Origin of the sequence: Cupriavidus pauculus, from assembly GCF_002858765.1 — a bacterium.
GTDB classification, from domain to species: Bacteria; Pseudomonadota; Gammaproteobacteria; order Burkholderiales; family Burkholderiaceae; genus Cupriavidus; species Cupriavidus pauculus_B.
On record NZ_PJRP01000002.1, the window covers coordinates 643,782 to 664,873 of the forward strand.

The 21,092-nt window shown below is 64.7% G+C and carries 20 protein-coding genes and 1 tRNA gene; 6 read left to right on the forward strand and 15 right to left on the reverse strand.

What is annotated here, in order from left to right; all coding sequences use genetic code 11:
* Positions 1-75: 75 nt before the first annotated feature.
* From CYJ10_RS07785 to CYJ10_RS07795, 3 genes are all read right to left on the reverse strand, one after another.
* Complete coding sequence (locus CYJ10_RS07785) at positions 76-399, reverse strand: rhodanese-like domain-containing protein (RefSeq protein ID WP_101680915.1); 324 nt, start codon at positions 397-399, stop codon at positions 76-78.
* A 13-nt stretch (positions 400-412) separates the two neighbouring features.
* Positions 413-1,066: a protein-L-isoaspartate O-methyltransferase family protein gene (locus CYJ10_RS07790; RefSeq protein WP_101680916.1), complete on the reverse strand. Its 654-nt coding sequence runs from the start codon at positions 1,064-1,066 to the stop codon at positions 413-415.
* Between the two features lie 249 nt (positions 1,067-1,315).
* Positions 1,316-2,122, reverse strand: a complete 807-nt coding sequence (locus CYJ10_RS07795; RefSeq protein ID WP_101680917.1) for a TetR/AcrR family transcriptional regulator — start codon at positions 2,120-2,122, stop codon at positions 1,316-1,318.
* A 216-nt stretch (positions 2,123-2,338) separates the two neighbouring features.
* On the opposite strand from CYJ10_RS07795, the gene CYJ10_RS34580 reads away from it, so the two are divergent.
* The 3 genes from CYJ10_RS34580 (at position 2,339) to CYJ10_RS07810 (ending at position 4,181) form a co-directional block, all read left to right on the forward strand.
* Positions 2,339-2,626, forward strand: coding sequence for a zinc/iron-chelating domain-containing protein (locus tag CYJ10_RS34580; protein WP_101680918.1), 288 nt, complete (start codon positions 2,339-2,341; stop codon positions 2,624-2,626).
* A 27-nt stretch (positions 2,627-2,653) separates the two neighbouring features.
* A complete protein-coding gene (locus CYJ10_RS07805; protein WP_101680919.1) occupies positions 2,654-3,220 on the forward strand; it encodes a DUF1439 domain-containing protein in 567 nt (188 codons plus the stop codon).
* A 79-nt stretch (positions 3,221-3,299) separates the two neighbouring features.
* A complete protein-coding gene (locus tag CYJ10_RS07810) occupies positions 3,300-4,181 on the forward strand; it encodes an undecaprenyl-diphosphate phosphatase (RefSeq protein ID WP_101680920.1) in 882 nt (293 codons plus the stop codon).
* 75 nt (positions 4,182-4,256) lie between these two features.
* Here the strand turns inward: CYJ10_RS07810 and CYJ10_RS07815 are convergent.
* The 3 genes from CYJ10_RS07815 to CYJ10_RS07825 form a co-directional block, all read right to left on the reverse strand.
* Positions 4,257-5,623 (reverse strand): IS3 family transposase gene (locus tag CYJ10_RS07815; protein WP_101680921.1). Its coding sequence is split into 2 segments (ribosomal slippage): positions 4,257-5,146 and positions 5,146-5,623, totalling 1,368 coding nucleotides; the frame shifts between segments, so codons are not numbered across the junction.
* Between the two features lie 65 nt (positions 5,624-5,688).
* Positions 5,689-6,471 (reverse strand): tRNA (guanosine(46)-N7)-methyltransferase TrmB, encoded by a 783-nt coding sequence (gene trmB, locus CYJ10_RS07820; RefSeq protein WP_101680922.1) that lies wholly within the window; start codon positions 6,469-6,471, stop codon positions 5,689-5,691.
* 77 nt (positions 6,472-6,548) lie between these two features.
* Positions 6,549-6,623: transfer RNA gene (locus CYJ10_RS07825), tRNA-Gly, on the reverse strand.
* 126 nt (positions 6,624-6,749) lie between these two features.
* On the opposite strand from CYJ10_RS07825, the gene CYJ10_RS07830 reads away from it, so the two are divergent.
* Complete coding sequence (locus CYJ10_RS07830) at positions 6,750-7,139, forward strand: DUF5594 family protein (RefSeq protein ID WP_101680923.1); 390 nt, start codon at positions 6,750-6,752, stop codon at positions 7,137-7,139.
* Between the two features lie 13 nt (positions 7,140-7,152).
* On the opposite strand, the gene CYJ10_RS07835 is transcribed toward CYJ10_RS07830, so the two are convergent.
* Together CYJ10_RS07835 and CYJ10_RS07840 are read right to left on the reverse strand one after the other, a co-directional pair.
* On the reverse strand, positions 7,153-8,076 hold the full coding sequence (locus CYJ10_RS07835; protein WP_101680924.1) for an aldose epimerase family protein: 924 nt from the start codon (positions 8,074-8,076) through the stop codon (positions 7,153-7,155).
* Positions 8,077-8,160: 84 nt separating this feature from the next.
* Entirely contained in the window at positions 8,161-9,387 is a 1,227-nt protein-coding gene (locus CYJ10_RS07840; protein ID WP_101680925.1) for a polyhydroxyalkanoate depolymerase, read from the reverse strand.
* 286 nt (positions 9,388-9,673) lie between these two features.
* On the opposite strand from CYJ10_RS07840, the gene CYJ10_RS07845 reads away from it, so the two are divergent.
* Positions 9,674-10,330, forward strand: a complete 657-nt coding sequence (locus CYJ10_RS07845) for a glutathione S-transferase family protein (protein WP_101680926.1) — start codon at positions 9,674-9,676, stop codon at positions 10,328-10,330.
* A 33-nt stretch (positions 10,331-10,363) separates the two neighbouring features.
* On the opposite strand, the gene CYJ10_RS07850 is transcribed toward CYJ10_RS07845, so the two are convergent.
* Together CYJ10_RS07850 and ubiD are read right to left on the reverse strand one after the other, a co-directional pair.
* Positions 10,364-12,379, reverse strand: a complete 2,016-nt coding sequence (locus CYJ10_RS07850; protein WP_101680927.1) for an acetoacetate--CoA ligase — start codon at positions 12,377-12,379, stop codon at positions 10,364-10,366.
* A 111-nt stretch (positions 12,380-12,490) separates the two neighbouring features.
* Positions 12,491-14,008, reverse strand: coding sequence for a 4-hydroxy-3-polyprenylbenzoate decarboxylase (ubiD, locus tag CYJ10_RS07855; protein WP_101680928.1), 1,518 nt, complete (start codon positions 14,006-14,008; stop codon positions 12,491-12,493).
* A gap of 647 nt (positions 14,009-14,655) precedes the next feature.
* On the opposite strand from ubiD, the gene CYJ10_RS07860 reads away from it, so the two are divergent.
* Complete coding sequence (locus CYJ10_RS07860) at positions 14,656-15,741, forward strand: lytic transglycosylase domain-containing protein (protein ID WP_101680929.1); 1,086 nt, start codon at positions 14,656-14,658, stop codon at positions 15,739-15,741.
* Between the two features lie 175 nt (positions 15,742-15,916).
* Here CYJ10_RS07860 and CYJ10_RS07865 read toward each other — a convergent pair whose 3' ends face one another.
* The 5 genes from CYJ10_RS07865 to ribBA all read right to left on the reverse strand — a co-directional run bounded on the left by CYJ10_RS07865 (position 15,917) and on the right by ribBA (position 20,895).
* Positions 15,917-17,203: an O-antigen polymerase gene (locus tag CYJ10_RS07865; protein ID WP_101680930.1), complete on the reverse strand. Its 1,287-nt coding sequence runs from the start codon at positions 17,201-17,203 to the stop codon at positions 15,917-15,919.
* A 155-nt stretch (positions 17,204-17,358) separates the two neighbouring features.
* Positions 17,359-18,540: a pyridoxal phosphate-dependent aminotransferase gene (locus CYJ10_RS07870; protein WP_101680931.1), complete on the reverse strand. Its 1,182-nt coding sequence runs from the start codon at positions 18,538-18,540 to the stop codon at positions 17,359-17,361.
* 120 nt (positions 18,541-18,660) lie between these two features.
* The gene (nusB, locus tag CYJ10_RS07875; protein WP_101680932.1) at positions 18,661-19,176 is read right to left on the reverse strand and encodes a transcription antitermination factor NusB; all 516 of its coding nucleotides are present in this window, start codon (positions 19,174-19,176) and stop codon (positions 18,661-18,663) included.
* The gene (ribH, locus tag CYJ10_RS07880) at positions 19,169-19,678 is read right to left on the reverse strand and encodes a 6,7-dimethyl-8-ribityllumazine synthase (RefSeq protein WP_101680933.1); all 510 of its coding nucleotides are present in this window, start codon (positions 19,676-19,678) and stop codon (positions 19,169-19,171) included. The genes nusB and ribH overlap by 8 nt, the downstream gene beginning before the upstream one ends.
* 101 nt (positions 19,679-19,779) lie before the next feature.
* Entirely contained in the window at positions 19,780-20,895 is a 1,116-nt protein-coding gene (ribBA, locus tag CYJ10_RS07885) for a bifunctional 3,4-dihydroxy-2-butanone-4-phosphate synthase/GTP cyclohydrolase II (protein ID WP_101680934.1), read from the reverse strand.
* Positions 20,896-21,092 lie beyond the last annotated feature (197 nt).

The following is a 21,092-nucleotide window of genomic DNA, read 5'->3' on the forward strand; positions in this document are numbered from 1 at the left end:
ACTGCGAATGCTGCGGGTGCGGCTGGGGTGCTGCGCGGTGGTACGGTCCCGGCGTCTGCCGGGACCGTTTCCGGATCAATACTGCGGAACGGACGGATCGACCTGGGTCGACCAGGCATGGATGCCGCCGGTCAGGTTCCAGACCTTCGTGTAGCCCTTGTTCTGCAGAAAGGCAGCGACCTGCATGCTGCGTGCGCCGTGGTGGCAGATGCAGACGATTTCGGCGTCTTCGTCGAGATCGTTCAGACGGGCGGGAATCTGGCCCATCGGAATGTGGGTGATGCCCTGCATCGCGGCGGTGCGCACTTCCATGTCCTCGCGCACATCCAGCAACACCGGCTTGGCACGGCCGGCGTCAGCCAGCCATTGCGCCAGTTCGGGGGCGGTGATCAATTGCATGGCCGGCTCCGGTTCAGAACTTGAAGCGGGACGGCTGCGCGGCGCCTTGCAGCGGCTTGACCAGCGTCTCGAACAGGTTCACCACCTGATACTCGGTCTCGGACACGCGCGTGATGATGCGGGCTTCCATCACGGGTGCCTCGCCGATGATGGCGGCGATACGGCCGCCGACCTTCACCTGCGACAGGATCGACTGCGGCAGTTCCGGCAGCGAGCCGGAGATGCAGATCACGTCGTACGGGGCGGCCACGGCCCAGCCGTCGGCGGCATTGCCTTCGGCCACTTCCACATTGGTCACGCCGGCATTGGCCAGGTTCTGGCGGGCGAGTGCCACCAGTTCCGGGCGGATGTCGACGGTCACCACGTGGCGGCCGCGGGCAGCCAGCAGCGCGGCCATGTAGCCCGAGCCGGCGCCGATTTCCAGCACGTTCTCGTGCTTGCGCACATTCAGGTCCTGCAGAAGGCGGGCCTCCACGCGCGGCGGCATCATGTTCTCGCCGCCCGGCAGCGGAATCTCCATGTCGACGAAGGCCAGCGCGGCGTAGGCCTGCGGCACGAACTGCTCACGCTTGACCACGGCCAGCAGGTCCAGGATTTCCTGGTCCAGCACGTCCCATGGGCGGATTTGCTGTTCGATCATGTTGAATCGGGCTTTTTCGAGATCCATCTTGCCTTTCCTTCCAGATGCTTGCGGGGTTGCGCCGCCGGCTGGGGGAGCCCCGCCGTCAGCGCTGTCGTTTCGATTGATGCCGGATTTGCCGTGTCCCGCCGGGTGACTAAGTCGCCGCGTGTCGGGATGTTACGCAAAAGCCCGCTATTTTACCTCCGTCAACCGGGCTGGCATGTTTACAAACGGTTAGCGTTGCGCCGTGGCACGCGGCTAGGTGGGCAGCTCGGAGTGCGGCGGGAGGTGTCGTCATGTCGGGCGGGCCTGCGTGTCGTCCTGGCCGGGCTGCCCGGATTGCGCCGCGGCGCGCTCCGCCATGAGTTCGTCGCGGATCCTTTCCCAGACGAACGGGCCTTGCGGCGCGGGCAGCGGGGTGTCGCGGGCGGCGCCCGTGGTCAAGCCGAACAGCAGCATGTGCAGCAATTGGTCCACGAAGGCGTCGGGGTCGATGACGGGCACGTTCACCTGGCTGAAGGCGCTGCGCCAGAGCATCAGAAACACCAGCGGGGCGCACAGCAGCGTGGTCGAGGGGTTGGCGGGCACCTGGCGAAACTCGCCACGCGCCACGCCTCGTGCTAGCACGCGGGCAAACAGTTCGTCGCCGGGCCCCATGACTTCGTCCTGATAGAACTGGGCGATATCGGGAAAATTGCCCGACTCGGCAATGATCAGCTTGGTCAGGCCCGCCACCGGCGTGGCGCCGATCAGGCCCCACCAGCCCAGCAGGAGTTCGCGCAACAGTTCCGGCGTGGAGCCTTCGTACGTCTCCACCAGATCCGTGCCCTTGGCCAGCGCGGGCACCATGTTTTCGCGGACCACGGTCTTGAACAGCTCTTCCTTGTTCGCGAAATACAGGTAGACCGTGCCTTTCGATACGCCGGCCGCCGCGGCTACGTCTTCCAGGCGGGTGGCCGCATAGCCGCGCTCCACGAAAAGCGTCAGCGCGGCCGCCACCAGTTCTTGCGGGCGCGCGGCCTTGCGCCGGCTCCAGCGGCGGGTGTCGGGATCTTTCTTGGGCAGGGCAGGGCTCACGGGACAGGCGCAAAGCGATCGCATGCAGAATGCGTCGCGGTGTTAATAACTTGTCGGTCAGTAATGTAGAGGACCGGAATTGCGGGGTCAAGCGTCGTGCGACGAACGGCGAAAGTGACTCATGATATGTAAGTTGCGCTTTGTTGCAGGTCTCGCGGACCGGGTCGGGCACAATGCCGGCTTGGCGTCGCAACACGGCGGCGCCCCAGTATTGTCGGCATCTGCCGCTGAACCTTCACCATGTCCTGCCAGTCTGAACTCTCCTGCCGTGCCGGCTGCGGCGCCTGTTGCATCGCGCCGTCGATCACGTCGCCCTTGCCGGGCATGCCTGGCGGCAAACCGGCTGGCCAACCGTGCGCGCAACTGATGGCGGACATGCGTTGCGCGGTGTTCGGGCAGCCGCAGCGGCCGGTGTTTTGCGGCGGACTTCGTCCGTCGGCCGAAATGTGCGGGGATTCCCGCGAATCAGCAATGGTCTGGCTGGCGCGGCTTGAACAGGCGACGGCGCCGGCCACAGGGTTGGCCTGACCAGACCCATTTGATGGAGAGGCATGCATGATTGCGATAACGCGCCGGCGCTGGCTGGCGGCCGCAGGTGCCACCACGTTGGCAGCCACGGGCTGGCTGGCGGGCTGCAGCGTATTCCGCAGCGAGTACACATTCTCGCAAAGCCAGTTGCAGGACGCGCTGGCGAAGAAATTCCCGTTCAGCAAGCGCTATATGGAAGTGTTCGATATCCAGCTTGCCAACCCGCAACTGGCGCTCGACTCCACGCGCAATCGCGTGCTCGTCAGCTTCGATGCCACGATCGATAACCGCCTGTTTTTCCGCCAGCCGCTCACCGGGCGCTTTGCACTCGACAGCGCGCTGCGCTACGACCCGCCCAGCCATTCCCTGGTGCTGCAGGACCCGGAGGTCAAGCAGTTCGACGTGCAGGGTTTGCCAGGCCAGTTCTCGCGCCAGCTGAACGCCTTGGGCGGTATCCTGTCGGAGCAGTTGCTGCAGGACTATCCGCTCTATACGTTCAAGCCGGAGCAGTTGCGGCTGGCCGGTACCAGCGTGGAGCCCGGTACAATCACGGTCCTGCCTGACGGTATCAACGTCAAGATTAATCGGCCGTAAATCCAGAGCAACAATAATGCGATGCCTTCGGGCATTGCTGGCGGACGTGCCGCCATTCGCGCCTACTTTTTGAATCCATATGGATATTGCACTCGCCCTCAAGGCCGTGATTCTCGGTATCGTCGAAGGACTGACCGAGTTTCTTCCCATCTCCAGCACCGGCCACCTGATTCTGGCCGGGCAGTTGCTGGACTTCAATGACGAAAAGGGCAAGATCTTCGAGATCGTGATCCAGTTCGGGGCGATCCTGGCGGTCTGCTGGGAATTCCGCCGTCGCATTGGTGCCGCGCTGGGCGGGCTGGTTTCGGATCCGAAACAGCAGCGTTTTGCGATCAACGTGATCGTTGCCACGGTGCCGGCCATCGTGCTGGCGCTGGTGTTCGGCAAATGGATCAAGGCCCATCTGTTCAATCCGATTACCGTTGCGCTGGCCTTTATCGTCGGCGGCGTGGTGATTCTCTGGGCCGAATGGCGCGAGGGGCGCCGCGGCACCGTACCGCATCCGCAAGGCAACGCGTTGCTGGAAGCGGCCAAGGCGGGCGCGCCGCGCATCGAATCGATCGACGACCTGACCTGGCGCGATGCCTTGAAGGTGGGTCTTGCCCAGTGTTTCGCGCTGGTGCCGGGCACGTCGCGTTCGGGCGCCACGATTATCGGCGGCATGCTGTTTGGCCTGTCGCGCCAGGTGGCCACCGAGTTTTCGTTCTTCCTGGCGATTCCCGTGATCTTCGGCGCCACGGTGTACGAACTCTACAAGGCGCGGGCGCTGCTGTCGGCCGACGACCTCGGTATTTTCGGCATCGGCTTCGTGTTTGCGTTCCTGTCGGCGTTCCTGTGCGTACGGTGGCTGCTGCGTTTCGTGGCCACGCACGATTTCAAGCCATTTGCGTGGTATCGGATTGCCTTCGGGATTATCGTACTGCTGACCGCGTGGACAGGTTTCGTGTCCTGGCACGCCTGAATCGCGCCGCAATCATCCGCGACAGCGAAAAAAAAGGGGCCCTCTGAACTGACCCCGTAAAGTTGGACGGGTAAGTTATGCGGCCAAGGGCTGAGTCCGGTATTGCACAGGGCTCAGCCCATTTAGCTTTAGCTTGATGCGGTCGTGATTGTAATACCGGATGTATTCGGCAATGCTGCGTCGCAGTTGGTCGATGTCCGCAAAGCGCTCTAGCCGGAAGCACTCTGACTTGAGCGTGCCGAAGAAGCTCTCCATCGCCGCATTGTCCAGGCAATTGCCCTTGCGGGACATGCTCTGACGCAGGCCCCGCCCGGCCAGTTTGCGACGATACGCGGCCATTTGATACGCCCAGCCTTGATCCGAATGCAGCATCGGCGTCTCGCCCGGGCGCAGCTTTCGCAACGCCTTTTCCAGCATCTCTCTGATCAGCGTGTAATCAGGCCGCTCGCTGGTTTGCCAGCAGATGATCTCTCCGTTGTATAGGTCCAGGACGGGCGACAGGTATAGCTTCTTGCCGCCGACGTTGAACTCCGTCACGTCCGTTACCCACTTCTCGTTCGGCTTGCTCGCCTCAAACTCGCGCTGTAGCAGATTGGGCGCCACCCGCCCAACTTGTCCGCGGTAAGAGCGGTATTTCTTCAGCCGTACGAGCGATTTCAACTGCAGCTCCGACACCAGTCGTTGTATGGTCTTGTGATTCACCAACGTCCCTGCCTGACGTAGCGTCGCCGTGATCCGGCGATAGCCATATCGGCCCTTGTGCTGGACATAGATCTGCTGAATGCGCTCGTTGAGCTCGCCGTAGCGATCCTCTGCCTGGCTTGCCGCCATCTGGTAGTAGTACGTACTGCGCGCGAGGTTCGCGGCCTTGAGCAACATCGACAGCGAATGATGCTCGCGCAGCGCGCTCACGACTCGCGCCTTTTCTTTGGCACCGCTTGCTCCTTTGCCCGGAGCAGGGTATCCAACTTTTTTAGGTACGCCACCTCCGCGCGCAGGTATTCGATTTCCTTGAGCAAGTCTTCGCGTGAGCGCTCGTCCTGAGTGGGCTCGTGGGTAGATTGGGGCGGCTGTTTGGGCTGGGTCAATTTGGGTGGCCGGCCTTTGCGGCGCGGCTTGAGGGCGTCAAAACCGCCCTCATGATACTGGCGCTCCCAACGGCTGATCCCGCCCGGCTCGCGCAAATCAAAGATGGCACTCGTCTGCGAGTAAGACAACTCGTGGCGCCACATGTGCTGCAGCACGGTCAGTTTGAACTTGGCGCTATAAACCTCACGCTTCTTGCGCAGGCCAACGTCTCCATGCTGTTGCCACGCCTTGATCCAGCGATGCAGCATCGAGTCGCTGATACTGTGCTTCCGACTCAGCGACATGACCCCTCCAAAGCCGGACAAATACTCCTGGACCACTTGGCGTTTGAACGCCTCATCGTACTTCGTCATGAAAAACACCCCAAAGGTTGGATGTATGTCCAACTTTTGGGGTGCAGTTCACTCGGGCCCTTTTTTTATTGCTTGCGGAATATCACGTCCCAAACGCCGTGCCCAAGCCGCACGCCGCGTTTCTCGAACTTGGTCACGGGGCGGTAATCGGGGCGTTCCGCAAAGCCGCCGGTAGCGGTGGACGTATTTTCCAGGGTCGGCTCGCCGCTGAGCACTTCCACCATCTGGTGCGCGTACTCTTCCCAATCCGTCGCGCAATGGAAATAGCCACCCGGCTTCAGCCGGCTGGCCAGCACCTTTACCAGCGGCGGCTGTACCAGACGGCGCTTGTTATGGCGCTTCTTGTGCCAGGGGTCGGGAAAGAAGATATGCACGCCGTCGAGCGACTGCTCGGTCAGCATGTGCGCGATGACCTCGACGGCGTCGTGGTTCATGATCCGCACATTCTGCAGATCATTCTCGCCAATCAGCTTCAGCAGTGCGCCGACGCCGGGCTCATGGACCTCGCAGCCCAGGAAATTGTCCTGGGGACGCAGTTTGGCGATATGCGCCGTCGTTTCGCCCATGCCGAAGCCGATTTCAAGAATCGACGGTGCCTCGCGCCCAAACGTGGCCGCCCAGTCCAGCGGCTCGCTTTGATACGGCACGATGAACTTCGGACCGAGGTCGTCAATGGCGCGCTGCTGGCCAGTGGAGGTACGCCCGGCGCGCCTGACAAAGGAGCGGATGCGGCGCGGATGCGCAACGTCGTCGCCCGGGTTGGCTGGGGTGGCGTCTGCAGGGTGTCCGCTGGCGCCTTCGGCATCGTCGCCCGGCAGCGTGTCGGTGTTCGTGTCTTGGGGAAGCATGGCAACAAAAAACCGCCGGGCGGATCGCCGATCATCCATTGACCGGGTGCCAGAGGCGGCTTGTCAGATATGAGAAGTGGAGCGGGCGATGGGAATCGAACCCACGTCTTTAGCTTGGGAAGCTAAGGTAATGGCCATTATACGACGCCCGCCATGGCTTACTGGGGGCGGATTGTAGCACGGTTGTTTGGCGGGTCTTGCCCGATGCCAAGCCGCCTCAACCCGGAGCACAATAGCCCCAGCAATCGCCCCCAACGCCACACGAGACGCCCCCGCCCGTGCATTCCGTTCCTGCCCAACGATTCAACGCCGACCTGCTGCCGCGCATTGTCGAGCGCGTGCAGCGCCTGACCCGTGGCACGCTGCACGTGGATATCCTGCCGGCCGCCACCTCCGACCAGCCGGCCTGCCTGCGCATCCGGGCTACGGCCCGTCCTGGCGGTGGCCGGTATGCCTGTCCGCTCGACATCACTCTGTCGTGGGACAGCTTTGAAGTGGAACGGCTGTTCGCTTCGGGCGGCGCCGAGCGCTTCGACGCCTATCTCGATGCCTTGCCGGCCAAGCTCGATGCGTGGCAGGAACCCCGGCAGATCGATTTCAACTCGCGGACCCAGGGTGAGTCCGCCGTGCTGATTGGCGGTCTGGATTTCGAGCATCTGGTGCGGTAGACGGTAGCGGCTGCTATCGGATGGTCAGCCGGCACGTCGCGGTCTCTTTCGCCCCGCCCGGCACCCATCGCAATCCTTGCCCATGGTGGATGGCATTTGGCAGGCCGAGCCACGGCTCCACGCAGTAGAAGTCGGAGTCATCGCGCTCGGTCCAGGTGGTCACGGCGTACCAGGGCGGCGAGTTCGTGGCATCGAGTCCGATCTCGATGGTACGTGTCGGGAGTTCCACGCAGACAGACCCGATATCGCCGTTTCCTTTGGCCTGCAGGACATGGAAGGTGTCCTGCAGCCGAGGATCGTCCAGGCGATAGGCGGGCTCGCCGGGCTCGCCGGGCTCGGGCACCGTCAGGCTGCCGTCGGCCTGCTGGCGCACGCGGGACGCCGGTGGCATGACGATGCGGCTTTGCGCGCGTGCCGGATGGGGCAGGGCGAAGTAGAAATGATGGCCGGCGTAATACGGCAGTGCGGGCAGCGCCGCGTCGCCGGTATTGCGGGTGTGCAGCGTGGCCTCGATGCCATCGGCCAGCAGCCGATACGTGGCCGTGAACACGAATCCGAACGGATAGCCTGGCCGGGTCAGGTCCGATGACGCCAGCGACAGGCTGACGGCTTCCGCCGATAGCGCGGAGACGGCAAACGGCAGGTCGCGCGCGAAGCCATGCTGGGGCAGCGCGTGGACCACGCCGGCCGCGTCGCGCCAGCGGCCCGCCTCGCCGTCGACGAAATGCCGGCCGATAAACGGAAACAGCAGCGGATTGCCGCCACGCACCTTGGCAACGCGGGTCCAGTCCGCATCGTCGGGCCAGTACAGGATGTCCTGCCCGCGATGCACCCAGCGCACGAGCCGTCCGCCGTGCGCGGGCGCCAGCAGCAGGTAATGGTCGTCGTGGCCGACCCGGAGCAGGTCCTGGCTCTGGAAGCGCTGTGTGGTGGTCATCGTCGGCCTCCGTGGCGTGTCGAAAACCGCAAGCGTAGCGCAAGTGTGCCAGCCGGCTGGGTGCGCCCGGCCTCGCACGGCTGTCTACCGCCGGATCTCGTCGCTGGTGTAGATGGTTTCGCGCACCAGCGGGTACACCTGGGCGTCCCAGTGCTTGCCGTTGAACACGCCATAGTGGCCGACGCCGGTCTGGATGTGATGCATGCGCAGGTAAGGCCGCAGGCTCGAGCACAGGTCCTGTGCCGCCATGGTCTGCCCGATGGCGCAGATATCGTCGCGCTCGCCTTCGATGGTAAGCAGCGCCGTGCGCTGGATGGCCCGCGTCGACACCCGCCGTCCGCCTACGTCCAGCAGGCCCTGGGCCAGCAGAAAGCGCTGGAAGACCAGGCTGACCGTTTCCAGGTAGAACTCGGCCGTCAGGTCCATCGTGGCGAAGTACTCGGTGTAGAACGCCTGGATGGCATCGGCCTTGGCGTGCTCGCCATGGCTGCGCAGTTCGTACAGGTCGCGCAGCGCCTGGTCGTGCCGCTCGCGGTTCATGCCCATGAAGGCAATCAACTGCACGAAGCCCGGATACACGCGCCGCATGGCGCCGGCAAACCGCCAGGGCACATAGCCGATCAGCGTGCTTTCAAACCATTCAATGGGACGGCTGGTCGCCAGTTCGTTGACGCGGGTCGGATTCACGCGGGCGTCGATCGGGCCGGCCATCAGGGTCAGGCTGGGCGGCTGCATCGGGTCGCCATCCTCGGCCATCAACGCCGCAGCCGCCAGCGCGGCCACGGTGGGCTGACACACGGCCACCAGATGGGTATTCCCGCCCAGCGCGTGCAGGAATGCGATCAGGTGCTGCACGAATTCGTCGAAGCCGAAGCGGCCGCACGCCAGCGGAACGTCACGCGGGTTGTGCCAGTCGGTAATGTAGACGTCATGGTCGCGGAGCATCGTCTCCACGGTGCCGCGCAGCAGGGTGGCGAAGTGGCCGGACATGGGCGCCACCAGTAGCACGCGTGGCTGTTGCGGCACGCCTTCGCGGCGAAAGCGCAGCAGGGTGCAGAACGGCGTGCGCGCGACGACTTCTTCGACCACCGGCACGTCCTCGCCGCGAATGCGCACGCTGTCGATGCCGAAGGGTGGGCGGTAGTGGGTGAGTCGGGCCAGTGCCAACACTTCGCAGGCGCCGCGCAAGGTGCGCAGCGTCTCGGATTGATCGCCACGGCGCCATGCGCCGAGCAGCGTGGCCGTGATGTCGGCCAGCGCGCATGCCGGCTGCATCAAGTCCGCATATGTCTGGTATGCCTGGTAAAGCATGGCTCGTCTCCCCCTGCTTGCGATCGTTGTCGCCGCAATTTATGTGCCACAGTCCTTCATGTTGGCACGCAGGTTGCGGATCGGGAGTCGGTTCCGTGCGCCGGAACACACGCGGTGCATCGGGTGGCGTTGCCATCGCGTGGCGATCGTGCGCGAAGGGGCCGGCGCTTCGGACTGGTGCCGGCCATGGCGGCGGGCCGCACCGCCAGGGTGCGTACTGGCGGAACGCGTCCGGGCCGCCGATACTGCAAGCGGACGTCACGCCCCGGGGGGCGGAGGAGGCAAGATGGCCAAGACAACCCTGACCATCAGCAGCAAGACCTATTCATCGTGGTCGCTACGCGGCTGGCTGCTGGCGCGCTTTGCCGGACTGGAGTTCGAGGAGGTGCTGGTGCCACCCGACGACCCCGCCGTGCGCGCCGAAATCCTGCTGCTGTCGCCGTCGATCCTGGTGCCGTGCCTGCGCCATCAGGGCGTGATCGTGTGGGACACGCTCGCCATTGCCGAATACCTCAACGAGATCAAGCCGAAGGCCAGGCTGCTGCCCGAAGATCTGGCCGCGCGAGCCCATTGCCGCGCCATTTGCGGCGAGATGCACTCGGGGTTTGCCGCCATGCGCGCGGCGCTGCCGATGAACCTCAAGGGCCATTTTCCCGGGCTCAAGGTCTGGTCCCGTGCACAGGCCGATATCGATCGCATCACCACGATCTGGATGGAATGCCTGACGCGCTACGGCGGTCCCTACCTGTTCGGCGAGCATCGCACCGTGGCCGATGCGATGTATGCGCCGGTGGTCACCCGCTTCGTCACCTACGGCGTGCAGCTCGAGGCGCCGCTGGTGGCGTTCTGCAAGACCATCCTGGCCATGCCGGAGTTGCAGGAGTGGATTGGCGCGGCGCGCGAGGAGCCCGACGAAATTAGCGAACTCGACGTGGAGTTCTGACGCTGACGCCGGGTCACCTCGCAGCCTCGCCGCTCAGGCCACGCGCGGCTGCCGCGCCAGGTAGTCGGCGGCATAGGCGAAGTACCACGCCAGGCAGTCCGGATTGGCCATCGCGTCCGGATTGGCGATCCGGTCCGCTGCGTGACCCAGCAGCAGCTTCTTGATCGGCACTTCCATCTTCTTGCCCGACAGCGTGCGCGGCACGCCGGGCACCTGCACGATCTCGTTGGGCACGTGGCGCGACGACAACGCCGCGCGGATGCGGGCGCGCATGGCGTCGCGCAGGGCCTCGTCCAACGCCATGCCGTCGCGCAGCACCACAAACAGCGGCATGTACGATTCGCGGCCCAGGTATTCGAGGTCCACCACCATGCTGTCGAGCACCTCGGGCAGTTCCTCCACCACGCGGTACAGCTCGCTGGTGCCCATGCGAATGCCGTGGCGATTAATGGTGGCGTCCGAGCGCCCGTAGATGATGGCCCCGCCGCGTGGCGTGATGCGGATCCAGTCGCCATGGCGCCACGCCTTCGGGTACACGTCGAAGTAGCTGTCGCGGTAGCGCCTGCCGTCGGCATCGCCCCACAGGAACAGCGGCATCGACGGCATCGGCTCGGTGCAGACCAGTTCGCCCACCTCGTCGATCAGGGCGCGGCCGTGCTCGTCGAACGCTTCCACCTTGGCGCCCAGGCACCGGCATTGCATCTCGCCGGCGTAGACAGGCAGCACCGGAGATCCCGCCACGAACGATCCGGCGAAGTCGGTGCCGCCCGACATCGGCGCCAGCCAGACGTCTTCACGCACATGGGCGTAGATCCAGGCGTAGGCGTCTTCCGACAGCGGCGAGCCGGTCGAGCCGATGCCGCGCAGCCGCGACACATCGGCAATCTGCGTCGGCTCCACGCCCGCCTTCATGCAGTTGGTGAAGAACGCGGCGCCGGCACCGAACATCGTCACGCGGGCATCGTCGACGAAACGCCAAAGCACGCCGGCATCGGGCCAGGCCGGATTGCCGTCGTACAGGGCGATGGTCGTACCCAGCAGCAGGCCGGCCACTTGGGCGTTCCACATGATCCAGCCGCTGCTGCTGTACCAGTGGAACACGTCGTCGGGGCCCAGGTTGTTGTGGAACGCCATGAGCTTGAGCTGCTCGATCACGACGCCGCCATGGCCATGCACGATGGGCTTGGGCATGCCCGTGGTGCCGGACGAGTAGACGATCCACAGCGGATGGTCGAACGGCACCGGCTCCACTTGCAGCGGCACGTCGTGCGCCAGCACATCGACCCAGGTGTGGCGCCGGAGGCTCGCGTTCGCGCCGTCGATGGCACCGTCGACATCGCTGCCCAGCGTCGGCACGATCACGATATCGGTCAGCGAGGGCAGGGCGGCCACCAGATCCGCGATGACTGGTGCGCGGTCGTACGCCTTGCCGCCGTAGCGGTAGCCGTCCACCGCGATCAGCGCCTTCGGCTCGATCTGCCGGAAGCGGTCGATCACGGCCACCTGACCCATGTCCGGCGCGCAGCCGGACCAGATGGCGCCCACGCTGGCGGCGGCCAGGAAGGCGACGACCGTCGCCGGGATGTTCGGCAGGTAGCCCGCCACGCGGTCGCCGCGCGTCACGCCCATCTGGCGCAGCGCGTGCGCCAGCGAGGCGACCTGCGACTCCAGCGCGCCCCAGCTGATGTCGGCCAGCGGCTGCGCCTCGCCGGCATGGCGAATGGCGGTGCGCGCGCGGGCCGGCCCCGTGTCGGCGTGACGGAAGACCTGCTGGACGTAGTTGAGCGTGGCACCCTCGAACCAGCGCGCGCCGGGCATGGCGCGCTGCGCCAGAACGGCACTGGCGGGGGTATCGAAGCGCACGTCGAAATAGTCGACGATGGCCTGCCAGAATGCTTCGATATCGGTGACCGACCACTGCCACAGGCTGGCGTAGTCACGGAAATCCAGCGTGCGCTCGCGGCGCAGCCAGTGCATGAAGGCAGCCAGCTGGCTGCCGTCGGCGAACGCCTGCGTGGGCGTCCACATCAGCTTCCCTGCAAGGGTCATTTGTCTCCTCCGCGGCCTGTCTGACGCAGGCCCTAAGAGTGATGGATGGTCCGCAAATGATAGCGGACCCCGTGCCCCCGTGCGCGGCCGTATGGGCGGCTGGCTGAACGGCTATTTCGCGGATTCGAAGAGGGTGTCCCAGATCTCGTCGACCCGCGTCTTCACGGTCGGGTCCATCTTGATCGGGGTGCCCCATTCGCGCGTGGTTTCGCCGGGCCACTTGTCGGTGGCGTCGATGCCCATCTTGGAGCCCAGGCCCGACACGGGCGACGCAAAGTCGAGGTAGTCGATGGGCGTGTTGTCCACCATCACCGTGTCGCGGCTCGGGTCCACGCGCGTGGTGATGGCCCAGATCACTTCCTTCCAGTCGCGCGCATCGATGTCGTCGTCCACCACGATGATGAACTTGGTGTACATGAACTGGCGCAGGAAGCTCCAGACGCCGAACATCACCCGCTTGGCGTGGCCGGCGTACTGCTTCTTCATGCGCACGACCGCCATGCGGTAGCTGCAGCCTTCGGGCGGCAGATAGAAGTCGGTGATCTCCGGAAACTGCTTCTGCAGCAGCGGCACGAAGACTTCGTTCAGGGCCACGCCCAGCACGGCCGGTTCATCGGGCGGCTTGCCCGTGTAGGTGGAGTGGTAGATCGGGTCGCGCCGCATGGTGATGCGATCGATCGTGAAGACCGGGAACCAGTCCTGCTCGTTGTAATAGCCGGTATGGTCGCCATACGGGCCCTCCAGCGCGTGCTGGTAGCCGGACGGGTGGCTGGGATCGGGCTGGATATGGCCTTCGAGCACGAATTCGGCCGACGCCGGCACCGACAGTTCGGACAGCGTCGGCGTGATGCAGCTGGCCAGCGCGGTGCGGCTGCCGCGCAGCAGGCCGGCAAACTGGTATTCGGACAACGTATCGGGCACCGGCGTGACCGCGCCCAGGATGGTGGCCGGGTCGGCGCCCAGGGCCACGGCGATCGGGAAGGGCTTGCCGGGATTGGCCAGCGCGTGCTCGCGGAAATCGAGCGCGCCGCCGCGATGCGCCAGCCAGCGCATGATCACCTGATTGCGGCTGATGACCTGCTGGCGGTAGATGCCCAGGTTCTGGCGCTTCTTGTGCGGGCCCTTGGTTACGACCAGGCCCCAGGTAATCAGGGGCGCGGCGTCGCCGGGCCAGCAGGTCTGGATCGGCAGGCGCGCCAGGTCGACGTCGTTCCCTTCCCAGACGATCTCCTGGCAGGCGGGGCTGCTGACGCGCTTGGGCGCCATGTCCCACACCGATTTGGCCAGCGTGAACAGCTTGCCGGCCTCGCGCAGCCCACGTGGCGGCTCCGGCTCCTTGAGCGCCGACAGCACCCGGCCGATATCGCGCAAATCTTCCAGGGTCGACGCCCCCATGCCAAGCGCGACTCTTTGTGGCGTCCCGAACAGATTTGCCAGGACCGGCATTTTATAGATATCACCATCGTCACGGCGCGGCCGCTCGAACACGACGGCCGGGCCTTCCGCACGCAGCAGGCGGTCGCAGACCTCGGTCATTTCCAGGTTGGGCGATACCGGTGCGGTCACGCGCTTGAGGTCACCGCGCTGTTCCAGTTGGCCGATGAAATCGCGCAAATCTTTGTATTGCATAGTGAATTTGGTTCAGGGATGTGGCGTCGCGCCATGCCATGGCACGCTGCTGGGATGTGTGTGACGATACACACGCCACCTCAAAGGCGCAAAAAAATCGTGCCACCGAACGCAGTGAAATTGTAAGTAATTGATGACGATAGTCATTTGTTCAGACAATTGCCAGACTAGGCGTGGCTTGCCCTCGAAGGGCAGTGGTTAGCCCAGGAGTGCCGTAAAAGGCGTTGTTACATATTTCTAAAAGTAGTAATTTTTGATTGTCTTATGCTTGACGGGTTATAAAAGCGTTCCTACAATCCGGTCTGCTCTAAGGAGTGTTGCGTTGCAACATAGCTTCCGCCCTGGTGTCAAGAGGGTGTGGCGAAAAAAGCAACGCCGACATTTCCGAATCGATTGTCCACCAAGCGGCCCCAGGGAGGAGCCCGGTGCGCAGTCCTCTGGCGGGATGCCAGAGTCGATGAGTGAGTCTTAGTGGCAGGGTGCGGCTCCCCAAGCTGTACCCTGTTTCTCGTTGGGCGCATGGGGAGCGCCCGCCAACAGATGCTTGGACACCCCTGCTAGGTGGCGCAGCATCCTTACTTGAATACGTTGAGATCGGGCACGTGCAGTTGTCAGGCGCGCGCAGCGGGCGACGGATGGAGGTAAGCATGAGCGGTTGGAAAACCCTTCATCTTCCCGGCATCGGGCGGGCATTGCAGGTCCGCTTCAGACAGCCGGTACCCGGTGTGAGCCGTGCACTGCAAGTGCGACTGGCCCATCCGGTGGCAGGTCGCGCGTTGCTGCGCGGCGGCCGCACAACCTTGAAGTACACCCTGAACAGTCTCGGGGTGCTGTCGGTGGCCGCAGCGGTCACCCTCACTGTCAGCCAGCAATGGCGGACGTCGCTCGCCGGGGCACTGGCGGGCAATGAAGCGCCTGCCGTGCTGGTGGACGCCGCCGTGGCCAACGCCGAAGCTGCAAACACGGTGCACACCGTGGCTGGCGTCTCGGTACCGGCGATGTCGGCCGACGCGGCCGCTGCAAGGTTGCTGGCCACCGCGCCGGCAACGGGCAGGGGCCTACCCACCGTATCGGGCGTGGACGAATGGAGCCAGACCCCTGCGGGCAAGGTTCCGTCGGTGGCGCACTTGGCTGCCCAGATTCCGGTGCAGCGCGTGGCGCTGGACGCGCGTAACACGAGCGCGCTGGGATCGGCACGCGAGCAGGCCGCCGTGGCGGAGTACATCGCACGCAAGTACCGCGTGGCGAGCCAGGCTACCGCCCAGCTGGTCAAGGCCGCGTACATGACGGGCCGCGAGGTTGGTATCGATCCGCTGCTGATCCTGGGCGTGATCGCCATCGAGTCCAGCTTCAATCCGTACGCCGAAAGCGGCGTCGGGGCGCAGGGCCTGATGCAGGTGATGACCAAGGTCCACCAGGACAAGTACGAGGCCGTGGGCGGCGTGACCGCCGCGCTGAATCCGTACGCCAACATCAAGATCGGTGCGCTGGTGCTGAAGGACTGCATCGCCCGCGCCGGCTCGATCGAGGGCGGCCTGAAGTACTACGTGGGTGCCGCCACGACCAACACCGACGGCGGCTATGGCGCCAAGGTGCTGGCCGAACGTGGACGGCTGCGTGCCCTGCTGGGCCTGTCGGGCGCGGACAAGGCCGGCGACGCCAAGACGCAGGCCGAGCACCACCAGAACGGCGAAAAGCTGGAAGCCTCGGGCAATACCGCGCAGGCGGCCTGACCTTCAGCATTGCGTTTGCCTGCCAGCAGGCATTGGCGCGCAACACATCGCACTCGGAAAAACTCCACACCAGGAACTGGCGTGGAGTTTTTTTTTGCGTTTGCGGGATGCCTGCCGGACGCGTGCGCCGTCGTCCTGCCCTGACAGGCCCGACGTTGCGGGGATCCGGTCTTCCTTACGTGGGCTCCGTGCCGGAGGTCCGCGAGACAGGCGCGTTGGCCAGTTCGCAAGCGCCGCGGCCGGGCGTGTGAGCAGGCTGCGCGACGGACGGTCTTGGTGCTACCAGCAGCAAATACCAAAAGAAGACCTGGATCCAGGTGGACAGCAGGGTCAGGTACATGTCCTGGAAGAACTGCATCACGAGCGGAAACAGGGATGCCGAGTAAATGAAGATCCAGGGTCCGCCACGACGCTGCATGGTGCGGTATAGCTGGAAATGCATGGCGGCCGATACGACTGCGAATACGAATACGCCCACCATGCCGAAGTCTCTGTAGTACGGGTCCATCACCGTAAAGACATTGACGCGATCCGGTACCTCCACATACTGGCGAATCAGTGGGGGCAGGCTGGGGTTATACCCCGACAACTTGGAAAAAAGCAGGTGAAAGAACCTGAGTGAATAGGCACCCCATGCGGACGACGCGGTGTTCGGTGCATCGGCCATCGTGGCCATGGCCATGGTTGGCGACAACAGATAGACCCGAAACATCTTCAGGACATTGCCAAGGTTGTCACCAAACGACGCGTGGATGTCCAGGCCTTTTCGGGTCAGTAACGCCACCGTGGCGAAAGACAGCGTCAACATGGCTGCCAATACCGTCATGCCCCTGAACCGGATTTTTCCGGTCACGATGAGTGGAAAGCCGACAAAACAGAACAGCATCAGGAAGAATGTCCGCCCCGTGCAAAGCAAGGCGAGCGCGCTGGCTGCGGCCAGGCTCAACACCGCATTCGTTAGGCCGGTTCGGACAATCTCGAACTGCGTGATCCGGATGGAAGCCACCACGAACGAAAGCGGTACCAGATAGCCGAGTAGTCCGTATCCGGCCGCGCGGTCGGTCAGCGCAATGCGCAGGGCAATGTAGCTCTCTCTCGATGCGATGCTGCCGCCAGCCAGCTGCGTGGCACGGACGTAGAACAACGGGACTACCAGGATGACGGCCCACTGCGCAGCGATCAGGAACGGCTCCCGGACGTCGCTGGCAACAATGCGCGGCGGAGCGAGCCGCGCCTGCCTTGCGGCTGCTATCGCAAAAGCCAGGTACACAAGGAGAAGGACGGCGAGCATGCCCCAGATGGTTGCCGTCGGCGTCACAAAGGTGTCGCGCGCCAGCAGCAGCCCTGCTGCGATGCAGAGCCAGAGGCCAAAGAAGATGCCGAATGGGTTGCCAGGGCCGAGCGCGGCTGTCCTTGTTATCGTCCAGCCGGCAAAGGCGACCAGCACGCACATGATTTGCATGTGGGTACGCGCGTTTTAGCCAAGGATCGGCAAGTATGGCAACAGACTGCGCGGGGCACTATCGGCGTTGGTCTGACAATGGGCGCTGCCGCATGGCGCGCCTGCGGCGGCACAGGAAACACGCCAAGGGGTGTGTTTCCGTCCCAGCAAAAACGTCAGCGCAGGAAATGATGCATGCGTTCCATGGCCTCTTCGATATTGGCCATCGACGTCGCATACGAGATGCGGATGTAGTCGTTTGCGGTGTGCGGGCCGAAATCCGTGCCGGGCACCATGACCACGCCGGCATCATGCAGGATCGCCTGGGTCAGCTTGTCGGCGTTGCCGGCGGCCGGGTGATTGACGTGGCGGCAGTCGGCGTAGACGTAGAACGCGCCATCGGGTTTTACCGGCACACGCAGCCCCAATGCTTCCAGCGCGGGCAGGATCGCATCACGGCGGCGATGGAATTCGGCCTTGCGTTCATCGTAGATCGCCAGCGCCTCCGGCGAGAAGCAGGCTACGGCCGCGTGCTGGGCCACCGCCGACGCGCAGATGAACAGGTTCTGCGCCACCTTCTCGAACGCCGGCACCAGCGCATCGGGCACCACCAGCCAGCCCAGTCGCCAGCCGGTCATGTTGAAGTACTTCGAGAAGCTGTTGACGGTGATCACGTTGTCGTCGAGCGCCAGCGCCGACACCGGCGGGGCGTCGTACGACAGCCCCTGGTAGATCTCGTCGAGGATGGCAAAGCCGCTGCGCTTGCGCACTTCGGCCAGGATCCCCTTGAGCTCGTCCGGCAGGATCGACGTACCGGTCGGATTCGACGGCGAGGCCAGCAGCACGCCGCGCGTCTTCTCGCCCCAGTGGGCGGCCACCTGGGCGGCCGTCAGCTGGAAGCGCTCGGCCGGGCCGCTCGGAATCATCTTCGCCTGGCCGTCGAAGGCCGCCACGAAGTGGCGGTTGCACGGGTAGCTTGGGTCCGGCATCAGCACTTCGGCACCGATTTCCACCAGCACCGCGCAGGCCAGCAGCAGCGCGCCCGATGCCCCGGCCGTGACGATCACCCGCCGTTCGGGGATGTCCAGCCCATAGGCCGTCTTGTAGTAGCCCGCTATGGCCTCGCGCAGCGCGTGGATACCCAGGGCGCCGGTGTACTGGGTCACCCCGCGCCGCATCGCGGCCTCGGCCGCGTGGATGACCGGCGCCGCGGCGGTGAAATCGGGCTCGCCAATACCCATGTGGATGATGTGCCGGCCGGCACGTTCCAGCTCGGCGGCCTGCTTGGCCAGTTCCATCACGTGGAAGGCCTCGATGTTGGCAAGTCGGGAAGCAGTGGCGATACGCTGGTAGTCCATGGCGATGGGGACGAAACACGGGGTGGAAACAAAAACACCCGCCGGAGCGGGTGTCATGCCGGTGACTGGCATCATCGGATGCCGGACGCCGGATTGCAACATCCAGTCAGTGGATGCGCGTCAGCGGCGTGCGGCCACCTCGGGCGCGCGCACCTGGGCGGCCAGCTTGTCGAGCACGCCGTTCACGTACTTGTAGCCTTCCACGCCGCCGAAGGTCTTGGTCAGTTCCACGGCTTCGTTGATGACGACCTTGTACGGGATGTCCAGGCAATGCACCAGCTCGTAGCTGCCCACCAGCAGCGCCGCGCGCTCCACGGGCGACAGTTCGTTGACGGTACGGTCCAGGAACGGCTCGAACGCGGCGGTCAGGCGCGCTTCCTCGCGCACGGCGCCGCCCAGCAGCGCATCGAAATGCTCGCGATCGGCCTTGTTGAAGCCTTGCGCGTCATGCAGGTGGGCCTGAATTGCACCAATATCGTTGCGATTCAGCAGCCACTGATACAGGCCCTGCAGGGCCAGTTCCCGGGACCGGCGGCGCGCGCTCTTGGGCGGCGCCTTGGGTTCGGTGCGCGCCTTGGCGCCGGCCGGCTTGCCGGCGGCGTCCTGCGCGTCTCCGTTGTCGGGGGTATTACTCATCATCTTCCTCGTCATCTTCGTCTCGGCCGTCGTTCTCGCGCAGGGAATCCAGCGCCACGACCAGGTTGGCCATTTCCACTGCGGTGCGGGCGCAGTCACGGCCCTTTTCGCGGGTGCGGGCATGGGCCTGCGCGTCGGTGTCGACGGTCAGGATGCCATTGGCGATCGGCACGTTGAAGTCCAGGCCCACGCGCGTGACGCCGGCACCCGATTCGTTCGAGACCAGCTCGAAGTGATAGGTCTCGCCGCGCACCACGGCGCCCAGCGCGATCAGCGCGTCAAACTGGCCGCTTTCGGCCATCTTCTGCAGGGCCAGCGGCACTTCGAGCGCACCAGGCACGGTCACCAGCAGCGTGTCTTCGCCCTCGACGCCCAGCTTCTCCAGTTCAGCCGTGCAAGCTTCGCGCAGTTCGTCGCACACAGGCTCGTTGAAACGGGCTTGCACAATACCGATGCGCAGGCCTTCACCGTCGAGGTTGCTCTCGTAGAAGCCGTGATCCATTGTCAGTTCTCCATTCATTCGGTCAGGCATCGGCAGGAGTGCCGGTGCCGCGTGATTCCGTACCGCAGGCGGGTGCTTCGTTCAATCCCGCTCAATCCCGTTCAATCGCAGCTCGGCTCGCCATCCATGGGCTGGCAGCCGACGATTTCCAGATCGTAGCCGGTCATGCTCGGCATCTTGCGCGGCGATCCCAGCACGCGCATCTTGCCCACACCGATATCGCGCAGGATCTGGGCGCCCACGCCGTAGGTGCGCAGGTCGGGCTTGCGGCGCGGCCGGTCATGCGGAGCATCCAGCGCGGCAAACTGCTCGAACAGCTGCTCGGGCGCATCGCCGCAGTTCAGCAGCACCATCACACCCTGTTCGGCGCCATGCAGCACTTCCAGCGCGGCCGGCAGGCTCCACGAATGCGTGGTGCGACCGGTTTCCAGCAGGTCCAGCACCGACAGCGGCTCATGCACGCGCACCAGCGTTGCCGTATCCGGATGCGGCTGGCCCTTGACCAGCGCCAGATGGGCGCGGCCCGACGGCTTGTCGCGGTACATCACGCTGCGGAACTTGCCCCACGGCGTCTGCATGTCGCGCTCGCCCGTGCGTTCGATGATGCTCTCGGTACGGCTGCGGTAGTGGATCAGGTCGGCAATCGTGCCGATCTTCAGGTCGTGTTCGCGTGCGAATTCGATCAGGTCGGGCAGGCGCGCCATCGTGCCGTCGTCCTTCATGATCTCGCAGATCACCGCCGCGGGGGTCAGGCCGGCCAGCGCGCCCAGGTCGCAGCCGGCTTCGGTGTGGCCGGCGCGGATCAGCACGCCGCCGGGCTGGGCCGTCAGCGGGAAGATATGGCCGGGCTGCACCAGGTCGGCAGCCCTGGCGTCGCGGGCCACGGCGGCTTGCACGGTGCGCGAGCGGTCGGCGGCCGAGATGCCGGTGGTCACGCCCTCGGCGGCCTCGATCGACACCGTGAAGTTGGTGCCATGGACGGTGCCGTTGCGCGACACCATCGGATACAGCTCCAGCTGGCGGCAGCGCTCCGCCGTCAGCGTCAGGCAGATCAGGCCGCGGCCATACTTGGCCATGAAATTGATGGCTTCGGGCGTCACGAAGTCGGCCGCCAGAACCAGATCCCCCTCGTTCTCGCGGTCTTCCTCGTCAACGAGGATGACCATGCGGCCGGCGCGAATGTCGGCGATGATGTCTTCAGTACGGGCGATAGTCATGGCTTGGGACGGCGTTCAATGAGGGGCGAGGCGCGGGATGCGAGCAATCGGACTAGCAATCGGACAAGCAATCAGGCGGGCAGGGCCGGTGCGGATGCCGCGAGACCGGCGAAATCAAGGCCGCCATTGTACGCCATGCCGTTCGACGATGCCCCGGGTTCGGGGGCTGGCCAGGGCGCCGGCGACAGGGCCCGGGT